The sequence below is a fragment of the Myxococcus eversor genome (genome assembly GCF_010894455.1).
Lineage (GTDB): Bacteria > Myxococcota > Myxococcia > Myxococcales > Myxococcaceae > Myxococcus > Myxococcus eversor.
Genome location: NZ_JAAIXY010000017.1, coordinates 195,709 through 212,832, shown reverse-complemented (window position 1 = coordinate 212,832; position 17,124 = coordinate 195,709). Strand labels below are relative to the sequence as shown.

The window sequence follows — 17,124 nt, the reverse complement described above, 5'->3', positions numbered from 1 at the left end:
TCGCCACCACCTGTTGCCCGGTTGCATTATTCAAAAATGCACACTGGATGCAGGGAACAAACCGGTGGCAGAATTTCGGCCGAGCTGAAATCCACGCCACGGGTTGGGGAAAGCCGTGCGGGGACGGGAGGGGGTATTCGATGGCCGAGCAGCAGCGGAACAGCCCAGGGCTGTCCGCCGAGGCAACGGACTCGCTGACACTGTTGGAGCGACTCCAGCAGTCCGCCGAGGTCCTGGATCAACTCAGCACGACACCAGCACCGGGGCTGCCCGAGGGCACGCTCGCGACCTTGCGCCAGGAAGCCTCCGCGCTGCGGGCGATGCGGGGGGAGCTGGGGCTCTTGCTGAAGAGCTGGTCGCTGCTCACGGACACCTCGCAGAAGCTGCTCAACCTTCCTCCGGACGAGCTGGGCTCTGGCGTGCGGGCCGCACTGGAAGTCCTGGGTCGGCAGATCGACGCCCAGCGTGGCTACGTCAACCTGCTCTCCGACGACGGTGAGCACCTGTCGGACTCCTACGAGTGGTGCGCGCAGGGCATGCGGCCCCACGGACTGGCGAGCCACAGTGGGCGCTCCGTGGTCGGCTTCCGCTGGTCGCTGGACGAGCTGCGCGCGGGCCGGATGGTGACGGTGACGGACGCGGCCCAGCTCCCCTTGGAGGCGACCGAAGAGCGCCGCATCTGCACGCTGCTGAGCATTCGTTCGTTCATCAACGCGCCGCTGCTGCTGGCCGGAAGGTTGATCGGCTGGATGGGCTTCGACACCGTGGACCAGCCGCGCGAGTGGAAGCCGGAGGAGCGGCACCTGATGCGCCTGACGGGCCACGTGCTGGTCAACGCGGTGGAGCGCAAGCGCCGGGACGCGCAGTACCTCCAGGACAAGGAGCGGGAGCAGCGCGCGCAGTCCCTGGGCATCCTCGCGGCGGGCCTGGCGCACGAAATCAACAACCCGCTCGCGTACACGACGGGCAACCTCGAGTACCTGCGCGAGCGACTGCCGGACCCCAGCGAGGCCTCGGACGCGGAATGTCGTCAGGTCCTCGACGAGGCCCTGGAGGGCACGCTGCGAATCCAGCGCATCGTCGCGGACCTGAAGTCGCTCTCCGCCCCCAACACGGAGGCCCGGGAGCCGGTGGACCTCAAGGCCGTCACGGAGAGCACGCTCCGGATGGCGGCGAACCAGCTGCGCCATCGGGCACAAGTCGTCCGGGACTACGAGACGGAGGTGCCTCGGGTCCACGGCACCGTGACGAAGCTGGGCCAGGTGTTGCTCAACCTGGTGCTCAACGCGGCCCACGCGATTCCGGAGGGACACGCGTCCGAGCACCGCATCACCGTCGCCTTGCGCGCCGAGGCCGATGACGTGCTGCTCTCCGTCACCGACACCGGCTGCGGAATCGCTCCGGACGTCATGCCGCGCATCTTCGACCCGCTCTTCACCACGCGCCGCTCGGGCGAGGGCATGGGCATGGGGCTGGCCATCTGCCGCGACATCATCACCGCGCTGGGCGGGCGCATTGGCGTGAGCAGCACGGTGGGCCGTGGCACCACCGTGGAGGTCATCCTGCCTCGCGCGGAGAACGAGATCTTCGTCCCGCCGCTCCCTCGCGTGGGTCCCCCTTCCCTGGGCCGACGCGTGCTGGTGGTGGACGACGAGCCCCGCGTGCTGGACTTGATGCGCAGGCTCTTGCGAGGCCACGAGCTGGTCACCCTCGCCAACGGCCGCGAGGCGTTGGCGCACCTGGGCCAGGACAGGGCCTTCGATGTCATCCTCTGTGACTTGATGATGCCGGAGCTGACGGGCATGGACGTGTACCACTCCGTGCGTGACACCTGGCCGGGGCTGCATGACCGCATCGTCTTCATCAGCGGCGGCGCCTTCACTCCGGAGACCAAGCGCTTCCTCCAGGAGGTCCGCAACCCGGTGCTCGCCAAGCCGTTCGAGGCGCAGCACCTGCGCGACATGGTGATGACGGTGGGCTCCGCGCGGCTCGAGGGAGGTTCGTGACGCAGGGAAGCAATCGCGCCGCGCGGCTCGAGGGAGGTTCGTGACGCAGGGAAGCAATCGCGCCGCGCGGCTCGCGTGAAGCTCGCGCCTCAGGGAGGCGACGGCTCCGCGATGAGTTCGACACGGCGGCTGCGGGCGAAGCATCCCGGGGTGCCGTCGTCGCATGGCGGATGGTCCGCGCCCTGGGTCTCCAGAATCAGCCGGGCGCCCTCGACACCGAGCGCCTCGAGCCTCGCCGCCACGGACTGGGCCCGCCCCAGGCCCAGGGATGCATTGATGGACTCGGACCCCAGGACATCCGCGTGGCCGCGCAGTCGGACGCGCAGGCTCGGACGCTGACGGAGGCAGTCGGCCGCGAGCATCAGCGAGGTGTCTCCCTCCACGGAGAGCCGGGTGTCGAAGAAGGAGAAGTAGACGGGCTCCAGCTCGCAGGTACCGGGAGGCTCGGCGGCGGGCACGGAGGCCGTGGCCTCGCGCCGAATCGGGGAGAGGCGATGCGCCTCCGCGAGCACCTCGTCGACGACCCGCGCCGCCACGTCCTCTGGGAGTGGCCTGTTCGCGGCGGACCCGTACTCGATTCCCACCACCGCTTCCTGGGGCTGGCCCAGCAGCAGGAAGACAGGGCGTTGCTGCCACTGCACGGTGACGCCATCGCGCTCATACGCCGTGGAGGTGATGCGCACCGTATCGCCAGGCCGAGCATCGAGTGTGACGCGCCCTCGCATCACGAAGCGATAGCCCTCCACGTACGAGAAGACGTCCGAGCGCCCCTCGTACACCGTCGTCACGTCGAGCCAATGCAAGCCGAGCGGCAGTACATGGCGAAGAGTGCCCTGTTCCCTGGAGTCCGAAGCCGTCGGCAGGGGGCGGCCATCCAGCGTCGCCTCCACGGAGATGAGCTCCCAGTTACCCCCAGGTCCGAGCCGGTCGTCATGCACCAGTTCCAGCCATGCATCAGCCGAGGGCACGGGCTCCGCGATTGCGACGCCGGCCACGAGGAACACACCGCACGCCGACAGCATGCACCGTGTGACGCGGACTCCGGCCACAAGGAGGACACCGCACATGGACAGCATGCACCGTGTGACGCGGACTCCGGCCGCAAGGAGGACACCGCACATGGACAGCACGCCCCACGCGACGCGGGCTCCGTACTGGAGCACCGCGCCGCTCGACACCCAGCCACCTGGCGCCGCCGGATGGTCCATGTGCCATGCCCCCCGCATCGTCGAAGGACTGCTACGGCTTCTCGCGAGCCGGCGACGCCTGGAGCGTCGTGGGGCTGGGGAGGATGGGCGGACGGTCCTTGCCCTCCACCGCGCGCTGGAGCTCGATTTCCTGGAGCAGCGCCGCGGGCGCCACCGTGGACACGGGCACGTTGCCGCTCTCCGCGCCGCAGAAGCCGTTGAAGATGCCCCGCTTCTCACCCGTGGCCATGATGCGGTTCACCGCCGACAGCGGCGTGCCGACAATCTCCACACCACGCACCAGCGTCTCCTTCCCCGTCTTCACATCCACCCGGTACACCATGCGCGGCACCCCCTTGAAGGCCTGGTAGCCGTAGCTGGACGTGTTCGTGTTGCCACCGGTGATGTCGCGGATGATGAGGCCGTAGGGCTTGTCCTGCCGCTTCGCCTCGTCGATGAGCATCTGCTTCAGCTTCGCGTCGCTCACCTGCCGGGTGCTCTCCACCATGAGGTTCGCCATGCGCGCCACCGGCTTCAGGGTGCCCTGGCTGCGCCCGTGCCCGTTGGAGTTCAGGAACCCGTCCACCGGACGCCGGCCCAGCAGGTAGTTCCGCAGCACGCCCTTCTCCACCAGCGTCACCTTCTGCCCCTTCACGCCCTCTTCGTCATAGAGGTAGTACCCGTTGAGAGGCTCCCCAGCCAGTGCACGTTGGGACGGGTCATCGTGGATGGACAGGAACGCCGGCAGCACCAGCTTCCCAATCTGCCCCTTGAACGTCTTCCCCTCGTTGTCCCCATCCTGCCTGTCACCCTCCAACCGGTGCCCCACCGTCTCGTGGAAGAGCACTCCAGAAGCCTCCGGCGCGAGGATGGCCGGCCCCGAATATGGGTCAATCGCGGGAGCCTGCCGCAGCGCGAGCAGCTCCTCGATGACCTTCTCCGCCGCGGCGCGCACGCGAGCATCATCCGGCAGCCCCGCCTCGGTGGGCGCGTAGAAGTCGCGCGAGTCATCCAGGAGCTGGCCATCCGGCGCCCGAGTCACCGCCGTGACATGGAGCCCGTACAGCGTCTCCTCCGTCACCAGCTTCGTGCCCTCGGTGGACACGAACAATCGCGTCACCTTGTCCGACGTGACGCGGACCTCGGAGTCGAAGATTTCAGGATGCGCGTTGAACTGCGCGGAGACCTCGCGCGACAGCTTCACCCAGCGCTCGCGGTTGAACGGGTTCGCCACCGGCGGCTGGACGTAGTTGCTCGCCTTCTCCTTCGTGAAGGAGGCCGGACGCTTCGGGTCCTCCACCGAATAGACGTCCTCGCCCTTCTTCTTCAGGAACTGGAAGAGCGCCGACTTGTACTTCTCGTCGGTGATGAGCCACAGCGCGGTGCGCAGCGCCAGCGGCGAGTCATCCAGCGGGCCTTCCTTGCGCGACGTGTAGCTGGTGCCCTTGGTGGAGAAGGAGAACTCCAGCCCCTCCTCGACCGAGCTGTCGAAGGCATAGTCGCCCACCCGCGTGTCGACATAGAGCCGACGCTCGCGGTAGCCGTCGTCCATGAAGACGGCGCCATAGCGCGCGGCCACGACCTCCTGCGCGTAGTCCTTGAGCTGGTAGCTCATGAAGTACGGCGGCTCGTGACTCTGCAGCTTGAGCTGTTGTTGATTGCGCGTCAGTTCGCTCGACATGGCGTCGAGCAGCAGCAGTCGCGAGTCCTGCACGGGCGTCGCCGCCAGCAACACGGCAGCGGCCGCCAGCAGGGGGAGAACAGGTCGAGTGAGGGAATTCACGTCCCCCACTGTACCCAAACCACCCCACAAGACGAGCAGGTCCGCCGACCCCAGGTGCCCCTCCCGACACCTGGAGCCGTGAACCCCTGCCCGGAGGGTCGGCCTCCGGGCCCTTGCTTGTCGCCGACTACGCCTTCGTCACCTTCTCGCGGCCCTGGGTCACACCCTTGGTCGCGTTGCGCGTGTCAATCACGCACGAGGAATTCGCCACCACCGCCGCGTAGTCGATGTTGGTGTGGTCCGTGAGGATGATGACCACGTCGTAGTCGCCCAGCTTCTCCGGCTCCAGGGGGACGGACTTCATCTCCATGTTGAAGCCGTGGCCCTTGTGCAGCTCCGGCACGTAGGGGTCGTGGTAGTTGATCTCCGCGCCCTTCTCCGCCAGCAGCGTCATGATGCGGAGCGAAGGACTCTCGCGCATGTCGTCGATGTCCTTCTTGTACGCGGCGCCCAGGCAGAGCACGCGCGCGCCATTGAGCGTCTTGCGGCTCTTGTTGAGCGCTTCCATGGTGCGTTGCACCACGTAGTACGGCATCTGCCAGTTCACCTCGCCGGCCAGCTCGATGAACTTGGTGTGGAACTCGTACTCGCGCGCCTTCCACGTCAGGTAGAACGGGTCGATGGGGATGCAGTGCCCACCGAGGCCCGGGCCCGGGTAGAACGGCTGGAAGCCGAAGGGCTTGGTGCTGGCGGCCTGGATGACCTCCCACACGTCCACGTTCATCCGGTCGCAGAGCATCTTCATCTCGTTGACCATGGCGATGTTCACGCAGCGGTAGATGTTCTCCAGCAGCTTGGCGAGCTCCGCCACGCGGGTGGAGGACACCGGCACCACTTCCTTCAGCGCGCTGCCGTACAGCGCGGCCGCCACCTCGGAGCACTCCGGGGTGTAGCCACCGACAATCTTGGGAATCGTCTTGGTGTTGAAGTTCTTGTTGCCCGGGTCCTCGCGCTCGGGGCTGAAGGCCAGGTGGAAGTCCACGCCCGCCTTGAGACCGTTCTTCTCGAGCAGCGGCTTGAGCACCTCCTCGGTGGTACCGGGGTAGGTGGTGGACTCCAGGATGAAGAGCTGACCGCGGCGCACGTACGGCGCGAGCGACTCACCCGTCTGGATGATGTAGCTCATGTCCGGTTCACGAGAAGCCGTGAGCGGCGTGGGCACGCAGATGATGACGCAATCCAGGTCCTTCGACTTCGCGAAGTCGCTGGTCGCCTTCAGCTTGCCCGACTTGGTGAGCTCCGCCAGCGGCCCGCTGGGGATGTGCTTGATGTAGCTCTCGCCCTTCTCAATCTTGTCGAGTTTGCGCTTGTCGACGTCGAGCCCCAGCACCGGGAAGCCCGCCTCCGCGAACGCCATACCCAAAGGAAGACCGACGTACCCCAACCCCACCACACCGACCTTCGCGTCCCGCCGACGAATACGCTCCAACAGCGGGCTGCCGACCATCACCCTCATCGTCCTCACCTCTCCTGATGCGACGTGCCGCCTGAACGGTCACGCCCCGACCAAAAACTCACCTGAAGACAACCACCCACCGCAAACTCGTCGGAGGCTTCACCTGCCCCCGGAACTCCACTGTCATCGCCGGCACCACCCGCCCGTAGCCGGGTGAATACCGGGACTCCACCAATCCAGACTCCAGCCCTCGCTCCAGCAGAATCCATGCGAGCGGCGCGCCAGCGGGGCCCAACTCCACCGCGACAGGCTCGAACTCCAGCGGCTCCTCCGCCGCGCGCTGCGCCCTCGCGAGCACCTGCGCGTCCGGCGTCATGCGCCGCGCCTGCTCGTCGGGAAGATGAAACCGTCCAATGACTTCGTGCCGCCCGGTGCCGATGAAGCTGTCTCGCCCCGCCAGCGCGCGCTCGTGCCGGTCCAACCGGAACGTGCGCTCGATGCCCACCGGCGCGGGGAGCATGCGGTAACCATCATGACGGACACGCAATCTGTCCACGGTCGCGCCAGGAAGGAAGGCCACCACGCGCGCCTTCGCACCCTCGGTCAGCGCGAAGAGTCGCGCGGGGTCCAACGGCGCCTGCTCCACGCCATCCACCTGCACGGTGTTGTGCGCGGCCGTGCCACGGAACGCATTCCGCATCGCCGGGTCTCTCGTATACGAGCCCGTGCCCGGGTCGACGATGAGCGGACGGCCACCCAGGTGCAGCTCGAAGGAGAGCTTGTCGTTGTGGCTGTGTCCGCCCACTCCGCGCTGGCCCTGCTTGCCCGCGATCACCGTGACGACGGCGCCCGCGCCGCGCAGCACGTGGAAGCCACCCTCCGGAAAACTCACCGACAGCGGCGCCGGCGCGGGTGCCAGCTTCCGGTGGCGCTCCAATCCCTGGCGGCCCAAGAGCCACGCCGCTTCATCCGGCAGCTCGCCTCCGCCCAGGCCCGCGTCTCCGAAGAGGGCCGCGCCCAGTCCCACCAGATATCCCTGCTCCAGGTCATCCCGCTCGCGCAGCGGGAAGACGCGGCCGGAGTCGTTGTCGCCCACCTGCGGCGCCAGCCCTGTCTCCGAGCACCACGCGCGCACGGCGTGGAACATCCGACGCAGCCGCGTCTCGTAGGCCGTGCCCAGCGGCACGCCCGCGCCCCGCGCCACCAGCAGCGCCAGGGTGAACAGCTCCACCGACAGCCGGTGGTAGGGAATGGAGCCCTCGAAGGACGTGCCCTCGACGTGCACCTGCGCGGCCATCTGCGCGCACAGACCCGACACCGACAGCGCTACCTGATGCATGGCGCGCGGCAGGTCCGGGAAGAGCAACCCCACCACGAGCAAGCCGACGTAGTTGGAGACCAGGTGGTTGTTGGGCACCGTGCCCCGGTCCTCGAGGTGGGCCTCCACCCAGGACTGGTGGTCCGCCAGCGCGCCCAGCACCGGGACGACGAACTCCGGCCGACGCACTTCGGCAGCGTCGGAGAACATGACGAGCGCCTGCGCGAGATTGGCCGCGCGCAGCGCCACTTCCATGGCGCACGTCCAGTGGACGCCCTGCCCCACGGGATTGGCCTGGAGGAAGTCCAGCACCTGCATGACGAAGGCGGAGGCCAGCCGGGCGCGCTCGCCCTGGGACTCCTCCACCCAGTAGCCCTGCGCGAGCGCGACGACGCTGTCGAGCCGGCCCATCACCCAGGGGTACTTCGGGTCATTCCCCTTCGAGGTGAGCGGCATCCGTTCCACGGGCGCCAGCGGATAGCGGTGGCCACTGAGCGCATCCAGCGACCAGTCCACCGGGCGTCCCTCGCCAAAGGCGACGCGCGTTCCAAAGACATCCCACTCCTGACGGAGCGCGGCCTGCGCACGGGCCCGGGCGCGCTCCCTCGCTCCAGGAATGGCCGCGAGCGCGTCCAGCACGGAGGCTCGCTGCGACAGCTCACACCAGACTCGCGACGCTCGATTGTCGAGGGCTCGCTCCGCCAGCTCCTCCGCGCGGGCCGCGCCGAAGGCCTGGAGCAACACCACCTCATCGGTGCGCTCACGCCTTCGATATCGTGCCTGCCGCGCCACGCCCTGCACCCGCCGCATCGCACTGAGGGCCAGGGCCCCCGGAGCGAGTCTTGCGATTGCCGCGTAGTAATCGAGAGTCCCCATTCGTCCCTTCCGCCGCCCGTCGCAGTGGCCGTTAGCAAGGGTCCGGCCAAGGGGTCCTCACGAGGAGTTGAGCGGGTTTGGGCGATCATCCAGCCCCGCGGGACAGTAAAAAGTCGGGGGCCTGGCGGCGGCCGTGGGTAAAGGATTGCCGATACGCGTCCCTTTCTTTGCCCTCCCTGGGCAGTGTTGCGCCCAGACCGCGCCGTGCTCATACCTCTGCGCGTGCAAGTGGGTGCTTGGAGTGGGCGGAGCGTCGACCTCAAAGTCGACGCGGGGGTGGAGCAGACGCTCGCGGCGGTGGCCGAGCGCGCGCTGCGCTGTGGCGCGCTGGCGGGGATGGAGCTGCTGCTGCGGGAGACGCTCCGGCTGACGGAGGCGTCCGGCGCGGCCCTCTTCGATGGACGCACCTGCGTGGCCAGGGCGGGCACGGGCGTCGCCGGCTCCACCTCAAGAGGTGGACGACTCCTGAAGGTCTGGCCCGAGCGGACCGGACGCGCGGATGGACAGGTGCTCGCACGGCTGTCCGCCCTGGGAAGCGCGCTGCTCGCCGCCCATGCCCGCGAGTCCGCCGCCGAGGCCCGACACGCGCGATTGTTGGCTTCACGACGCGAGCAGGAGCGCGACGCGGTCCGCTGGGAGCAGCGCCGCTCGCTCGCGGCCCATGACTTGCGAACGCCCCTGATGGTCATCAAGGGCTACCTGGACATGATGTTGAAGGGCACCGCGGGCCCGCTGAATGCGACGGTGCAGCGCTACCTGGACCGGATGATGCGCGCCGCCCAGGACCAGAAGACCCTCATCGACTTCCGCCTGGGGCGGGGCAGCGCCACGGACCTGCGGCCCCTGCTCCACGCGGCCTTCGGCCCCGACACGCGGCTGGCCTCGCGCTGGCGTGTGACGATGACGGTACCGGAGCGGACGTTGCTGGTGAAGGCGAGCCCCGCGCAGCTGAAGGCGTGGGTGCGCGCCCTCGTCCGAGGGCTTGCGTCCACACGCGCCACCTCCGTGACGCTTCAAGTGGAGATGCTTGAGGCGACGGGCTGCTGGCGACTTGTCGCCACGACGCAAGATGGAGGTGCGCCCGGAGAGCGCGCGCTCGCGTTGGTGGGAGAACTCACGCGGCGACTCGGTGGCACGCTGCGCTCCCCCACTCCGGGCGAGCAACCGTGGGTCGTCCAGCTCCCCGCGGAGCTGGGGCCGCCAGGAGCTTCCAGCCCCTGAGCGGCGTCAGCGCGTCGGAAGCAGCTGCCGCACCAGTTCCAGCAGCTTGCCGCGCTCCACCTCGCGCTTGACGAGGTAGCCATCCGCGCCCGCCTCGAGTCCCGCGGCCCTGTCCTCCGGGCTGTCGAGCGAGGTGACGAGGATGATGGGCGTGGAGTGCAGCGTCGGGTGGGACTTGATGCGTCGCGCGAGCCCCACGCCATCCAACCGAGGCATCTGCCAGTCGCTCACGACGAGTTGGACCGACGTGCGCTCCAGCACGCCCCAGGCCTCCTCGCCGTCCGCCGCCGTCACCACCGGGAAGCCGGCGATTTCGAGCAGCGACTTCATGGCGAAGCGCGTGGTGAGCGCGTCGTCACACACGAGGATGCGCGGGCGCCGCGCCTCCGTCCCCGTGGAGCGAGTCTCCGGCCGGGCCGCGCGCACCAGCTCCGGCGCGTTGAGCACCGGAACCACGCGCCCGTCATCCAGCACCGCCGCGCCAGCGAGGTGCCGCACGCTCTGCAGATGCTTGCCCAGGGAGCGCACGACAATCTCCTGCTGCCCCACCACCTCGTCGATGGCGTACAGCACCTTGTCGCCGCCGACCACGACGAGCGCCGCCGTCTGCACCTGCCCGGACTCAATCGCCAGGGGCAGCCGAGGCAGGCCGATGGCCTCCGCCAGGGGCAGGAAGGTGAGCTGCCCACCGTCCACGCGGGCCACCACGCGGCCCGCCACCGTGCCCACGTCCGCGGGGGTCAAGCGAAGCACGCGCTCCACGCTGTCGGAGGGAATCGCGGACACCGTCGTGCCGGTGCGCACCAGCAGCCCCAGCGCGGACGCCAGCGACAGCGGCAGGTCCACGGTGAAGCGGGTGCCTCGTCCGGCCCAGAACTCCACGTCGACGGAGCCCTGGAGTCGGGCCGCGGTGGCCTGCACCACGTCCAGTCCCACGCCACGTCCCGACGTCGCCGTCACCTGCTCACGCGTGGAGAAGCCCGGCTGGAACACCAGTCGCGCGGCCTGCGCGTCGGTGAGGTTGCCGGCCTCCTCTTCGGACAACAGCCCCCGGCGCACCGCCGTGGCGCGCACGCGCTCCGGTGACAGGCCGTAGCCATCGTCTTCCACAATCATCCCGATGCGCGCGCCCCGAGGCTCCACGCGCACCGTCAGGCGCCCCGTCTCCGACTTGCCCGCCGCGCGTCGCTCCTCCGGGGACTCCAGCCCGTGGTCGATGGCGTTGCGCACCAGGTGGAGCAACGGGTCCTTCAGCGCGTCGAGGATGCGCCGGTCCAACCGCACGTCGCCGCCGTTCAACTCCAGCGCCACGTCCTTGCCCAGCCGCGTGGACACCTCGCGCACGGTGCGGCGCAGCGGCTCCAGGAGCTGGGACGCGGGCACCATGCGCAGGTCGCGCAGGTCATCGCGCGCCACCTGGGCCACCAGCGCCAGCTGCTCGCCGTCGCGGTGCGCCTCGCGCGACACCTCCAGCAGACGCTTCTGCATCGTCCGCATCATCGCCACGCCGGAGCGCAGCGACTCCAGCGCCGGCCCACCGCCCGCCAGCGTGAGCTGCGACGACGCGCGCTCCAGGTGCCGCAGCACCTCGTGCGTCCCGTCCGACAACGCACGGTAGCCCTCTGAGCGCCGCGCCTGCTGCGCACGCCCCGCCACGAGCAGCTCCACCTGGAGCGCCAGCGACTCGAGCGTCTTCACCGCCACGCGCACCGTGTGGTCCGCCGTGGTGCCGCGCGTCTCCTCCCGCGGCGCTTGAGCCTGCGCGCTCGGAGAGGCCGAGTCCGCGGGCGTGGGCGCCGGCACGGCCCTCAGCGCGTCCACCGTGCGCGCCATGTTCCGCGCGCCACCTTCTTCCAACTGGGCCCGCAGCTCCACCAGCGTGCCGGCCACGTCGGATGCGGCCAGGCTGGCCTCGTCGCCACCGGGCTCCATGCGCGCGAAGCCCAGCGCCGCGGACTCGGACAACGTCGCCAGCCGCGGGGCCCCGGACTCCTGCGCCGAAACCCGCAGCGCGCGCGCCCGCTCCATCGCCTTGCGCACGACGGCGGCCCGGTCTGGAACGTCCGGAGAGCAGAGCGCGCCGAGCGACGCCTCCAGGAACTCCAGCGCCTCCAACCCCTTCGAGGACAGGCCGGAGGCCGTCGCCGTGGACTCGGGCACGGAGACCTCGCGCCCCAGGAGCTTCAGGAGCGCGCTCAGGCCATCCACTTGCGGCGCCTCGCCCGCGTCGCCCCGGGCCATGGCGGCTTCGATGCCGGACAGGCCGCGCAGCATGGACTCCACCGAGGCGCGAGGCAGGCCGGTGTCCGGCTCGATGTGGGCCAGCCCATCCTCGATGGCGTGCACCACCTGTTCGATGTCATCCAGCCCCAGGCTCGCCGCGGAGCCCTTCAGGCTGTGCACCAGTCGCTTGAGCGAGGGCAGGAGGTCCGCCTCACGCTCGCGCGAAGGGCCCTCCAATCCGAGCACCTTCGCTCCAATGGCTTGGATCTGCTCACGCGTCTCCGCGGAGAACACCGGCCAGATGCTGCGCAAGAGCTGCGGATCCATGTCGCGCCTCTATTCCCGCGCCTGGCCGGCCGGGCCTCCGAGCTGCTCCAGCTCCAGCACCGTCAGCCGGTCCGGAGTCAGGTACAGGAAGGGTCCCGGTGGGGGCTGTGACAGCTCCGACTTCGGCAACTCCTTGCGTCCCTCCACCGTCTCCGCCGCCAGGCCGAAGCTCTCCTCCCCCACCTCCACCACCACGATTTTTCCAAGGTCCGACATCCCGCCGCCCTCCAGCCCCAGCAACTGCCGGAGGTCCAACACCGGAATCACCCGGGAGCGGCTGGCCAGCGCGCCCAGCACATGCGGCGGCGCGCCGGGCAGAGAGGAGATGCCGCGCGCTTCCAGCACATGGTCCACGTGCTCGATGCGCACCGCGTAGCGCTCGCCTCCCACCTGGAAGGCGAGCACCGACAACACTTCGTGGTGCTCCTCGTGACGAGACTCGGCCAGGGCGCGAGCGCGCGCGCCGAGCACCTCGCGGCGCTTCTCCGCGCTCACCCCGGGCGCATGGGAAACGTCGAGCTGGGGCTTGGAGCCCAGGGAGTCGTTGTTCACCTTGACCTCGTCACTCGGCATTCGGGCATCACCGGGTCTTCGCGGGCAGCTTCAACATGTCGCTCACCTTCGAGCGCAGGTCATCCACCGACACCGGCTTGTTGAGGAAGGCGTTGGCGCCCACCAACTTGCCCTTCTGGCGACTCGCGTCGTCCTTCAGGGAGGTGAGCATCATGAAGGGGATGTTGTGCAGGTTGCTGTCCGCGCGCACCGCCGCGCACAGGGCGAACCCGTCCATCAGCGGCATCTGCACGTCGGAGATGATGAGGTCTGGCTTGAGCTCCCGCGCCTTGCTCAAACCCTCCACGCCATTGGGCGCGTCGATGAACTCCAATCCCCATCCCATCAGGTAGACCTGGAGCAAGTTGGTGATGGTCTTCGTGTCCTCGACGATGAGGACCTTCAAGGCCTGTCGTGTCGTCGCCACGTTTGCGTTCATAGCTGGTACCTACCCACCAGGTCCGAGAAGCGCTTCGAGAGATTGGTCAGGTTTCCAGCCACCTGTTCGATGCGTCGCGTCCCTACGACGGAGTCTCCCATGGCCGACGTCAGCTCGCCCATCGCCGCGGCGATTTGCTCCACGCCAATCGTCTGCTGCCGGGTGTTGCCGGCGATCTGCCGGGCCGCGCCGGAGGACTCGCGAATGACTTCGGACAGTCCGAGGATGGCCGAGCCCGCGCCGCGCGCCAGCTCCATCGCCGCCTGCGCGCGCCGGCTGCCTTCCTCCGTCGCGCTGACCGCCGCCCGCGTTCCCTTCTGCACTTCGTTGAGCAGGCCACGCACCTGCTCCGCCGCCAGCCGCGACTGCTCGGCCAGGGTGCGCATCTCCGTGGCCACCACCGCGAAGCCGCGCCCGTGCTCCCCCGCCTTGGCCGCTTCGATGGAGGCATTGAGCGCCAGTAGATTCGACTGCTCGGCCACGTCCTTCACCGTGCTGATGATGTCGCCAATCTGGAGGGTGCGCTCGCTCAGGTCGGTGATGGACAATGCAATCGCCTTCACCTGCTCACCCAGCTTCTCCATGCCGGCCACGCTCTCCGAGACGACCTTCTGGCCCTCGGAGCTGAGCGTCTCCGACTTCTGCGTCTGGGAGATGACCGCGTCCGCGTAGGCGGTCGCCTGCTTGGAGGTCTGTGCAATCTCCGCCACGGTGGTGCTCGTCTCGCTGATGGCGGACGCCTGCTGGTGCGCCATGGCGGACTGCTGCGAGGACGTGGTCAACACGCCCACCGCTTCCTTCTCCATCTCCGCCGCCGCGCCGCGCAGGTCCTCCAGGAGGTGCGCCAGGCCCTCGGACATGGCGGCGAAGCTGCGGGACACCTCGCCAATCTCATCCGAGGCCACGGTGTCGAACTGCTGACGCAGGTTGCCGCCCGCGATGCCCGACGCCGCGCGCGCCAGCCGCTCCAGCGGGACGACGAGCAGCCCCGACATGAACCAGGACGCCAACAGGCACGCGGCCAGGATGAAGATGCCGAGCACCACGGTGAAGCGGGTGGTGCCCTTGAGAGCGTTGGTGAGCGCCTCCTCATGGAGCGCCACCTGAACGGTGCCCACGCGGCGATTGGCGGCCCCCGGCGACAGCACCGGCACCGTGGACTCCAGCACCGACTCGTCGTTGATGACCAGCCGGCGCTCCACCGCGTCCTCGCCGTCGGCGGATGGCTGGTCCGCACCCGCGAAGCGCTCCGCGGCGACCTCCGCCAGCAGCTCGCCCTTCGCGTCGCGCACCAGCACATAGGCCACGTCCGGCACGTGCCTCAGCACGCCGTGCGCGGTGGACTGGATGCGGCTGGCGTCCTGGTTGGCCACCAACATGGGCGCCAGCGTCCGGGACAGCTCCGAGCTGACCGAGCGCGAGCGCCGCGACAGGTCCTCCCGTTGCGCGCCGCTCATCTGCACCCAGAAGGCGAGGATGAGGATGCCCGCCACGAGCACGCCCGTCACACCCGTGACGGCGACAATCTTGAATCGCAGACTGAGGCGTCCCACCGCGAGTCGTGCCGGCAGTGTCAGCTTCGTCTCTTTGACGTCCACTTTGCCTCCCACCGGTGAGGATTCCGCGTCATCAGCGCGCACCCTGCCATCCGGCCTGCGTTCTTGGAGCCAGGGCCTGCCTCAGGCCTCCGGCGGTCATCGTCTCTACTCCGCGCAACGGCTGCTCGTCGTCCAGCCCGTCGAGCGCGCGCAGCGCATTCTGCCGTGCGCGCTCCGCATCCTCGGGCCGGTCCATGCGCCCATAGAGCGCCACCAGCGTCGCGTGCCCCAGCGCCAGTCGCGGCTCCAGGTACAGCGCCTTGCGCACCGCCTCCACCGCTCCGTTCAACTCGCCGCGCTCCTCCGCCACCATCGCCAGCAGCAGATACGCCTCCGGCACCAGCGCCTTCGCGGCCTCGCGCGCCAGCGCCTCCGCCTCCTCGAACTGCCCGGCCCTCGCCGCGTCCACCGCCCGCGCCATCGGGTCCTTGAGGGTGGGAACCGGAGGCGTCACCGTCCGCTCCGCGACGACGGGCTTCGGAGGAGGCTCCGGCGCGGGAGGCGGTCGGGGAGGAAGCGCCCTGGCCGCGGCACGCAGCGCCGTGGCCGCGTCGCGAACGGCGCGCGGAGTCGGCGGCGCGGGGCGAGTCCACCCCGGAGGTGGAACCCGCAGGGCCACGCTTCCCTCCGCGTCCACCGCCTCCAGGCCCAGCCCGTTGGTGAGCGGCACCTCCGCGGGCGAGACGAAGAGCAGGCCGCCCGGCGCGAGCACGGAGACGAAGCTCTCCAGCACCTGCCGCACCAGGTCCGGCGGAAAGTAGATGAGGACGTTGCGGCAGAAGATGGCGCTCGGCGCGCTCACGGGGGGCGGCTCCATGGCCAGGTTGTGGCGGCGGAACTCCACCATGCGCCGCACCTGGGCCACCACCGACAACTGCTCGCCTCGAGGCTCCAGGAAGCGCTTCTCCAGCTCCGGCTCGATGTGCCGCAGGGACCAGGGGCCGTAGATTCCGTCCCGCGCGCGCTCCAGCGCCCGGCCCGACACGTCCGTGGCGAGCACTCGGAAGTGGCCCTCCGGCACGCCCGCGGCGAGCAGGGCCATGGCGATGCTGTAGGGCTCCTCGCCGCTGGCGCAGCCCGCGCTCCACACCTGGAAGAAGGGCCCGGCCTGAGGCGGCGCCAGCCTGGCGAGCGAGCGCAGGTGCTCGGGGTGGCGGAAGAAGTACGTCTCGCCGATGACGGCGTGCTCGATGAAGGTCTCCACCGCCTGCGCGTCCCGCCGCAGCAGCGCGTTCAGGAACGCGGCGGGCGACAGGTTCCGCGTCTCGGCGGAGCGCGCCAGCGCAGTCTCCAGCGAGCGTCGCAGGCTGTGCGCGAGCGTCAGGCCGCAGGCGGCCCGGAGGACCTCCTCGACCTTCACGAGCGTCGCGTCATCGAGGACGGCGTCGCTCACGTCTCCTCCGACCCCACCAGCACCGCGGAGATGCGCAGCAGCGGGCGAATCCCCTCGGGCGTCCGGCACAGGCCCGCCATCAGTCCCGTGCCATCCCACGGCAAGGCCACGTCGCCGTCCGGAGTGCCTTCCACCAGCACCGGCGCCTCGACGAGGTCTCTCACCCTGTCCACCAGCACGGCCACCGGCCGAGCGCCCTTGCAGATGACCAGGTGCGCATCCAGCGCCGGCTCGCGCGTGACGCCCAGGAGCGCGGCCAGGTCCACGGCGACGGCGGGACTCCCTCTGTAGATGAAGGTCCCCGCGACATGCGGCGGGGCTCCGGGCAGTGGCTCCAGCTCCACCAGCCGCACCACCTCCTGGACGGCGTCCGCCACCAGCAGCGCGCTGGTGCCCGCGGCGTCCAGGGTGAGATAGAGGCCCGGCAGTCGCAGCTCTCCCGACAGGGAGACCAGTTCCTGGCGCAGCCGCGCCTGCTCGACCTCCAGCGCGCCAAGACGCTCCTGTACGGAGGTTCGACGAAGCTGGGCTTCCACGACGGGGGAGTTGGAGGGGGTGTCTGCCATGGGGGGCGGCCCCGCCCGCTTCTGCCCTGGCGCGCGGGTGGACTCACGCTAATCCGGGCAGTGAAGGAGCGTCAATGCGGGGTGAAATGGACCGTCCCGCATCCGACGACCCCGGTGTGTGCTGTCAGCCACCCTGGTGAGTCATGGATCATCCAGGCCGGGAGTGCGTCCGGAACTGGAGATATGGTTTGATGCGTACCCGGCACACTCCTGGAGAATCCATGTTGCTTGTAGTCAGG

12 protein-coding genes are annotated in these 17,124 nt (G+C 69.4%); 2 read left to right on the top strand and 10 right to left on the bottom strand.

The window, feature by feature from the left end; genetic code table 11:
- The first annotated feature begins 140 nt into the window (after positions 1-140).
- A complete protein-coding gene (locus G4D83_RS30840; RefSeq protein WP_163868435.1) occupies positions 141-2,006 on the top strand; it encodes a hybrid sensor histidine kinase/response regulator in 1,866 nt (621 codons plus the stop codon).
- 89 nt (positions 2,007-2,095) lie between these two features.
- On the opposite strand, the gene G4D83_RS30835 is transcribed toward G4D83_RS30840, so the two are convergent.
- The 4 genes from G4D83_RS30835 to G4D83_RS30820 all read right to left on the bottom strand — a co-directional run bounded on the left by G4D83_RS30835 (position 2,096) and on the right by G4D83_RS30820 (position 8,566).
- The gene (locus G4D83_RS30835) at positions 2,096-3,214 is read right to left on the bottom strand and encodes an OmpA family protein (RefSeq protein WP_163868434.1); all 1,119 of its coding nucleotides are present in this window, start codon (positions 3,212-3,214) and stop codon (positions 2,096-2,098) included.
- Between the two features lie 31 nt (positions 3,215-3,245).
- Complete coding sequence (locus tag G4D83_RS30830; protein ID WP_240356765.1) at positions 3,246-4,976, bottom strand: TldD/PmbA family protein; 1,731 nt, start codon at positions 4,974-4,976, stop codon at positions 3,246-3,248.
- A gap of 127 nt (positions 4,977-5,103) precedes the next feature.
- The gene (locus tag G4D83_RS30825) at positions 5,104-6,423 is read right to left on the bottom strand and encodes a nucleotide sugar dehydrogenase (RefSeq protein WP_163868506.1); all 1,320 of its coding nucleotides are present in this window, start codon (positions 6,421-6,423) and stop codon (positions 5,104-5,106) included.
- A gap of 67 nt (positions 6,424-6,490) precedes the next feature.
- Positions 6,491-8,566 carry an alginate lyase family protein gene (locus G4D83_RS30820; RefSeq protein ID WP_205522751.1) on the bottom strand — a complete coding sequence of 692 codons (2,076 nt, stop codon included), beginning with the start codon at positions 8,564-8,566 and terminating at the stop codon, positions 6,491-6,493.
- A 276-nt stretch (positions 8,567-8,842) separates the two neighbouring features.
- Here G4D83_RS30820 and G4D83_RS30815 point away from each other — a divergent pair, with 276 nt between their 5' ends.
- Complete coding sequence (locus G4D83_RS30815) at positions 8,843-9,787, top strand: histidine kinase dimerization/phospho-acceptor domain-containing protein (protein ID WP_163868433.1); 945 nt, start codon at positions 8,843-8,845, stop codon at positions 9,785-9,787.
- A 6-nt stretch (positions 9,788-9,793) separates the two neighbouring features.
- On the opposite strand, the gene G4D83_RS30810 is transcribed toward G4D83_RS30815, so the two are convergent.
- The 6 genes from G4D83_RS30810 to G4D83_RS30785 are packed head-to-tail and all read right to left on the bottom strand — an operon-like array spanning position 9,794 to position 16,885.
- The gene (locus tag G4D83_RS30810) at positions 9,794-12,337 is read right to left on the bottom strand and encodes a hybrid sensor histidine kinase/response regulator (protein WP_163868432.1); all 2,544 of its coding nucleotides are present in this window, start codon (positions 12,335-12,337) and stop codon (positions 9,794-9,796) included.
- A 9-nt stretch (positions 12,338-12,346) separates the two neighbouring features.
- Complete coding sequence (locus G4D83_RS30805; protein ID WP_163868431.1) at positions 12,347-12,910, bottom strand: chemotaxis protein CheW; 564 nt, start codon at positions 12,908-12,910, stop codon at positions 12,347-12,349.
- Positions 12,911-12,917: 7 nt separating this feature from the next.
- Positions 12,918-13,328, bottom strand: a complete 411-nt coding sequence (locus G4D83_RS30800; protein ID WP_163868430.1) for a response regulator — start codon at positions 13,326-13,328, stop codon at positions 12,918-12,920.
- Complete coding sequence (locus G4D83_RS30795; RefSeq protein ID WP_176433600.1) at positions 13,325-14,926, bottom strand: methyl-accepting chemotaxis protein; 1,602 nt, start codon at positions 14,924-14,926, stop codon at positions 13,325-13,327. The genes G4D83_RS30800 and G4D83_RS30795 overlap by 4 nt, the downstream gene beginning before the upstream one ends.
- A 31-nt stretch (positions 14,927-14,957) precedes the next feature.
- Positions 14,958-16,319: a CheR family methyltransferase gene (locus G4D83_RS30790; RefSeq protein ID WP_163868428.1), complete on the bottom strand. Its 1,362-nt coding sequence runs from the start codon at positions 16,317-16,319 to the stop codon at positions 14,958-14,960.
- The gene (locus G4D83_RS30785; RefSeq protein ID WP_163868427.1) at positions 16,316-16,885 is read right to left on the bottom strand and encodes a chemotaxis protein CheW; all 570 of its coding nucleotides are present in this window, start codon (positions 16,883-16,885) and stop codon (positions 16,316-16,318) included. Before G4D83_RS30785 ends, G4D83_RS30790 begins: the two co-directional genes overlap by 4 nt.
- Positions 16,886-17,124: the final 239 nt, after the last annotated feature.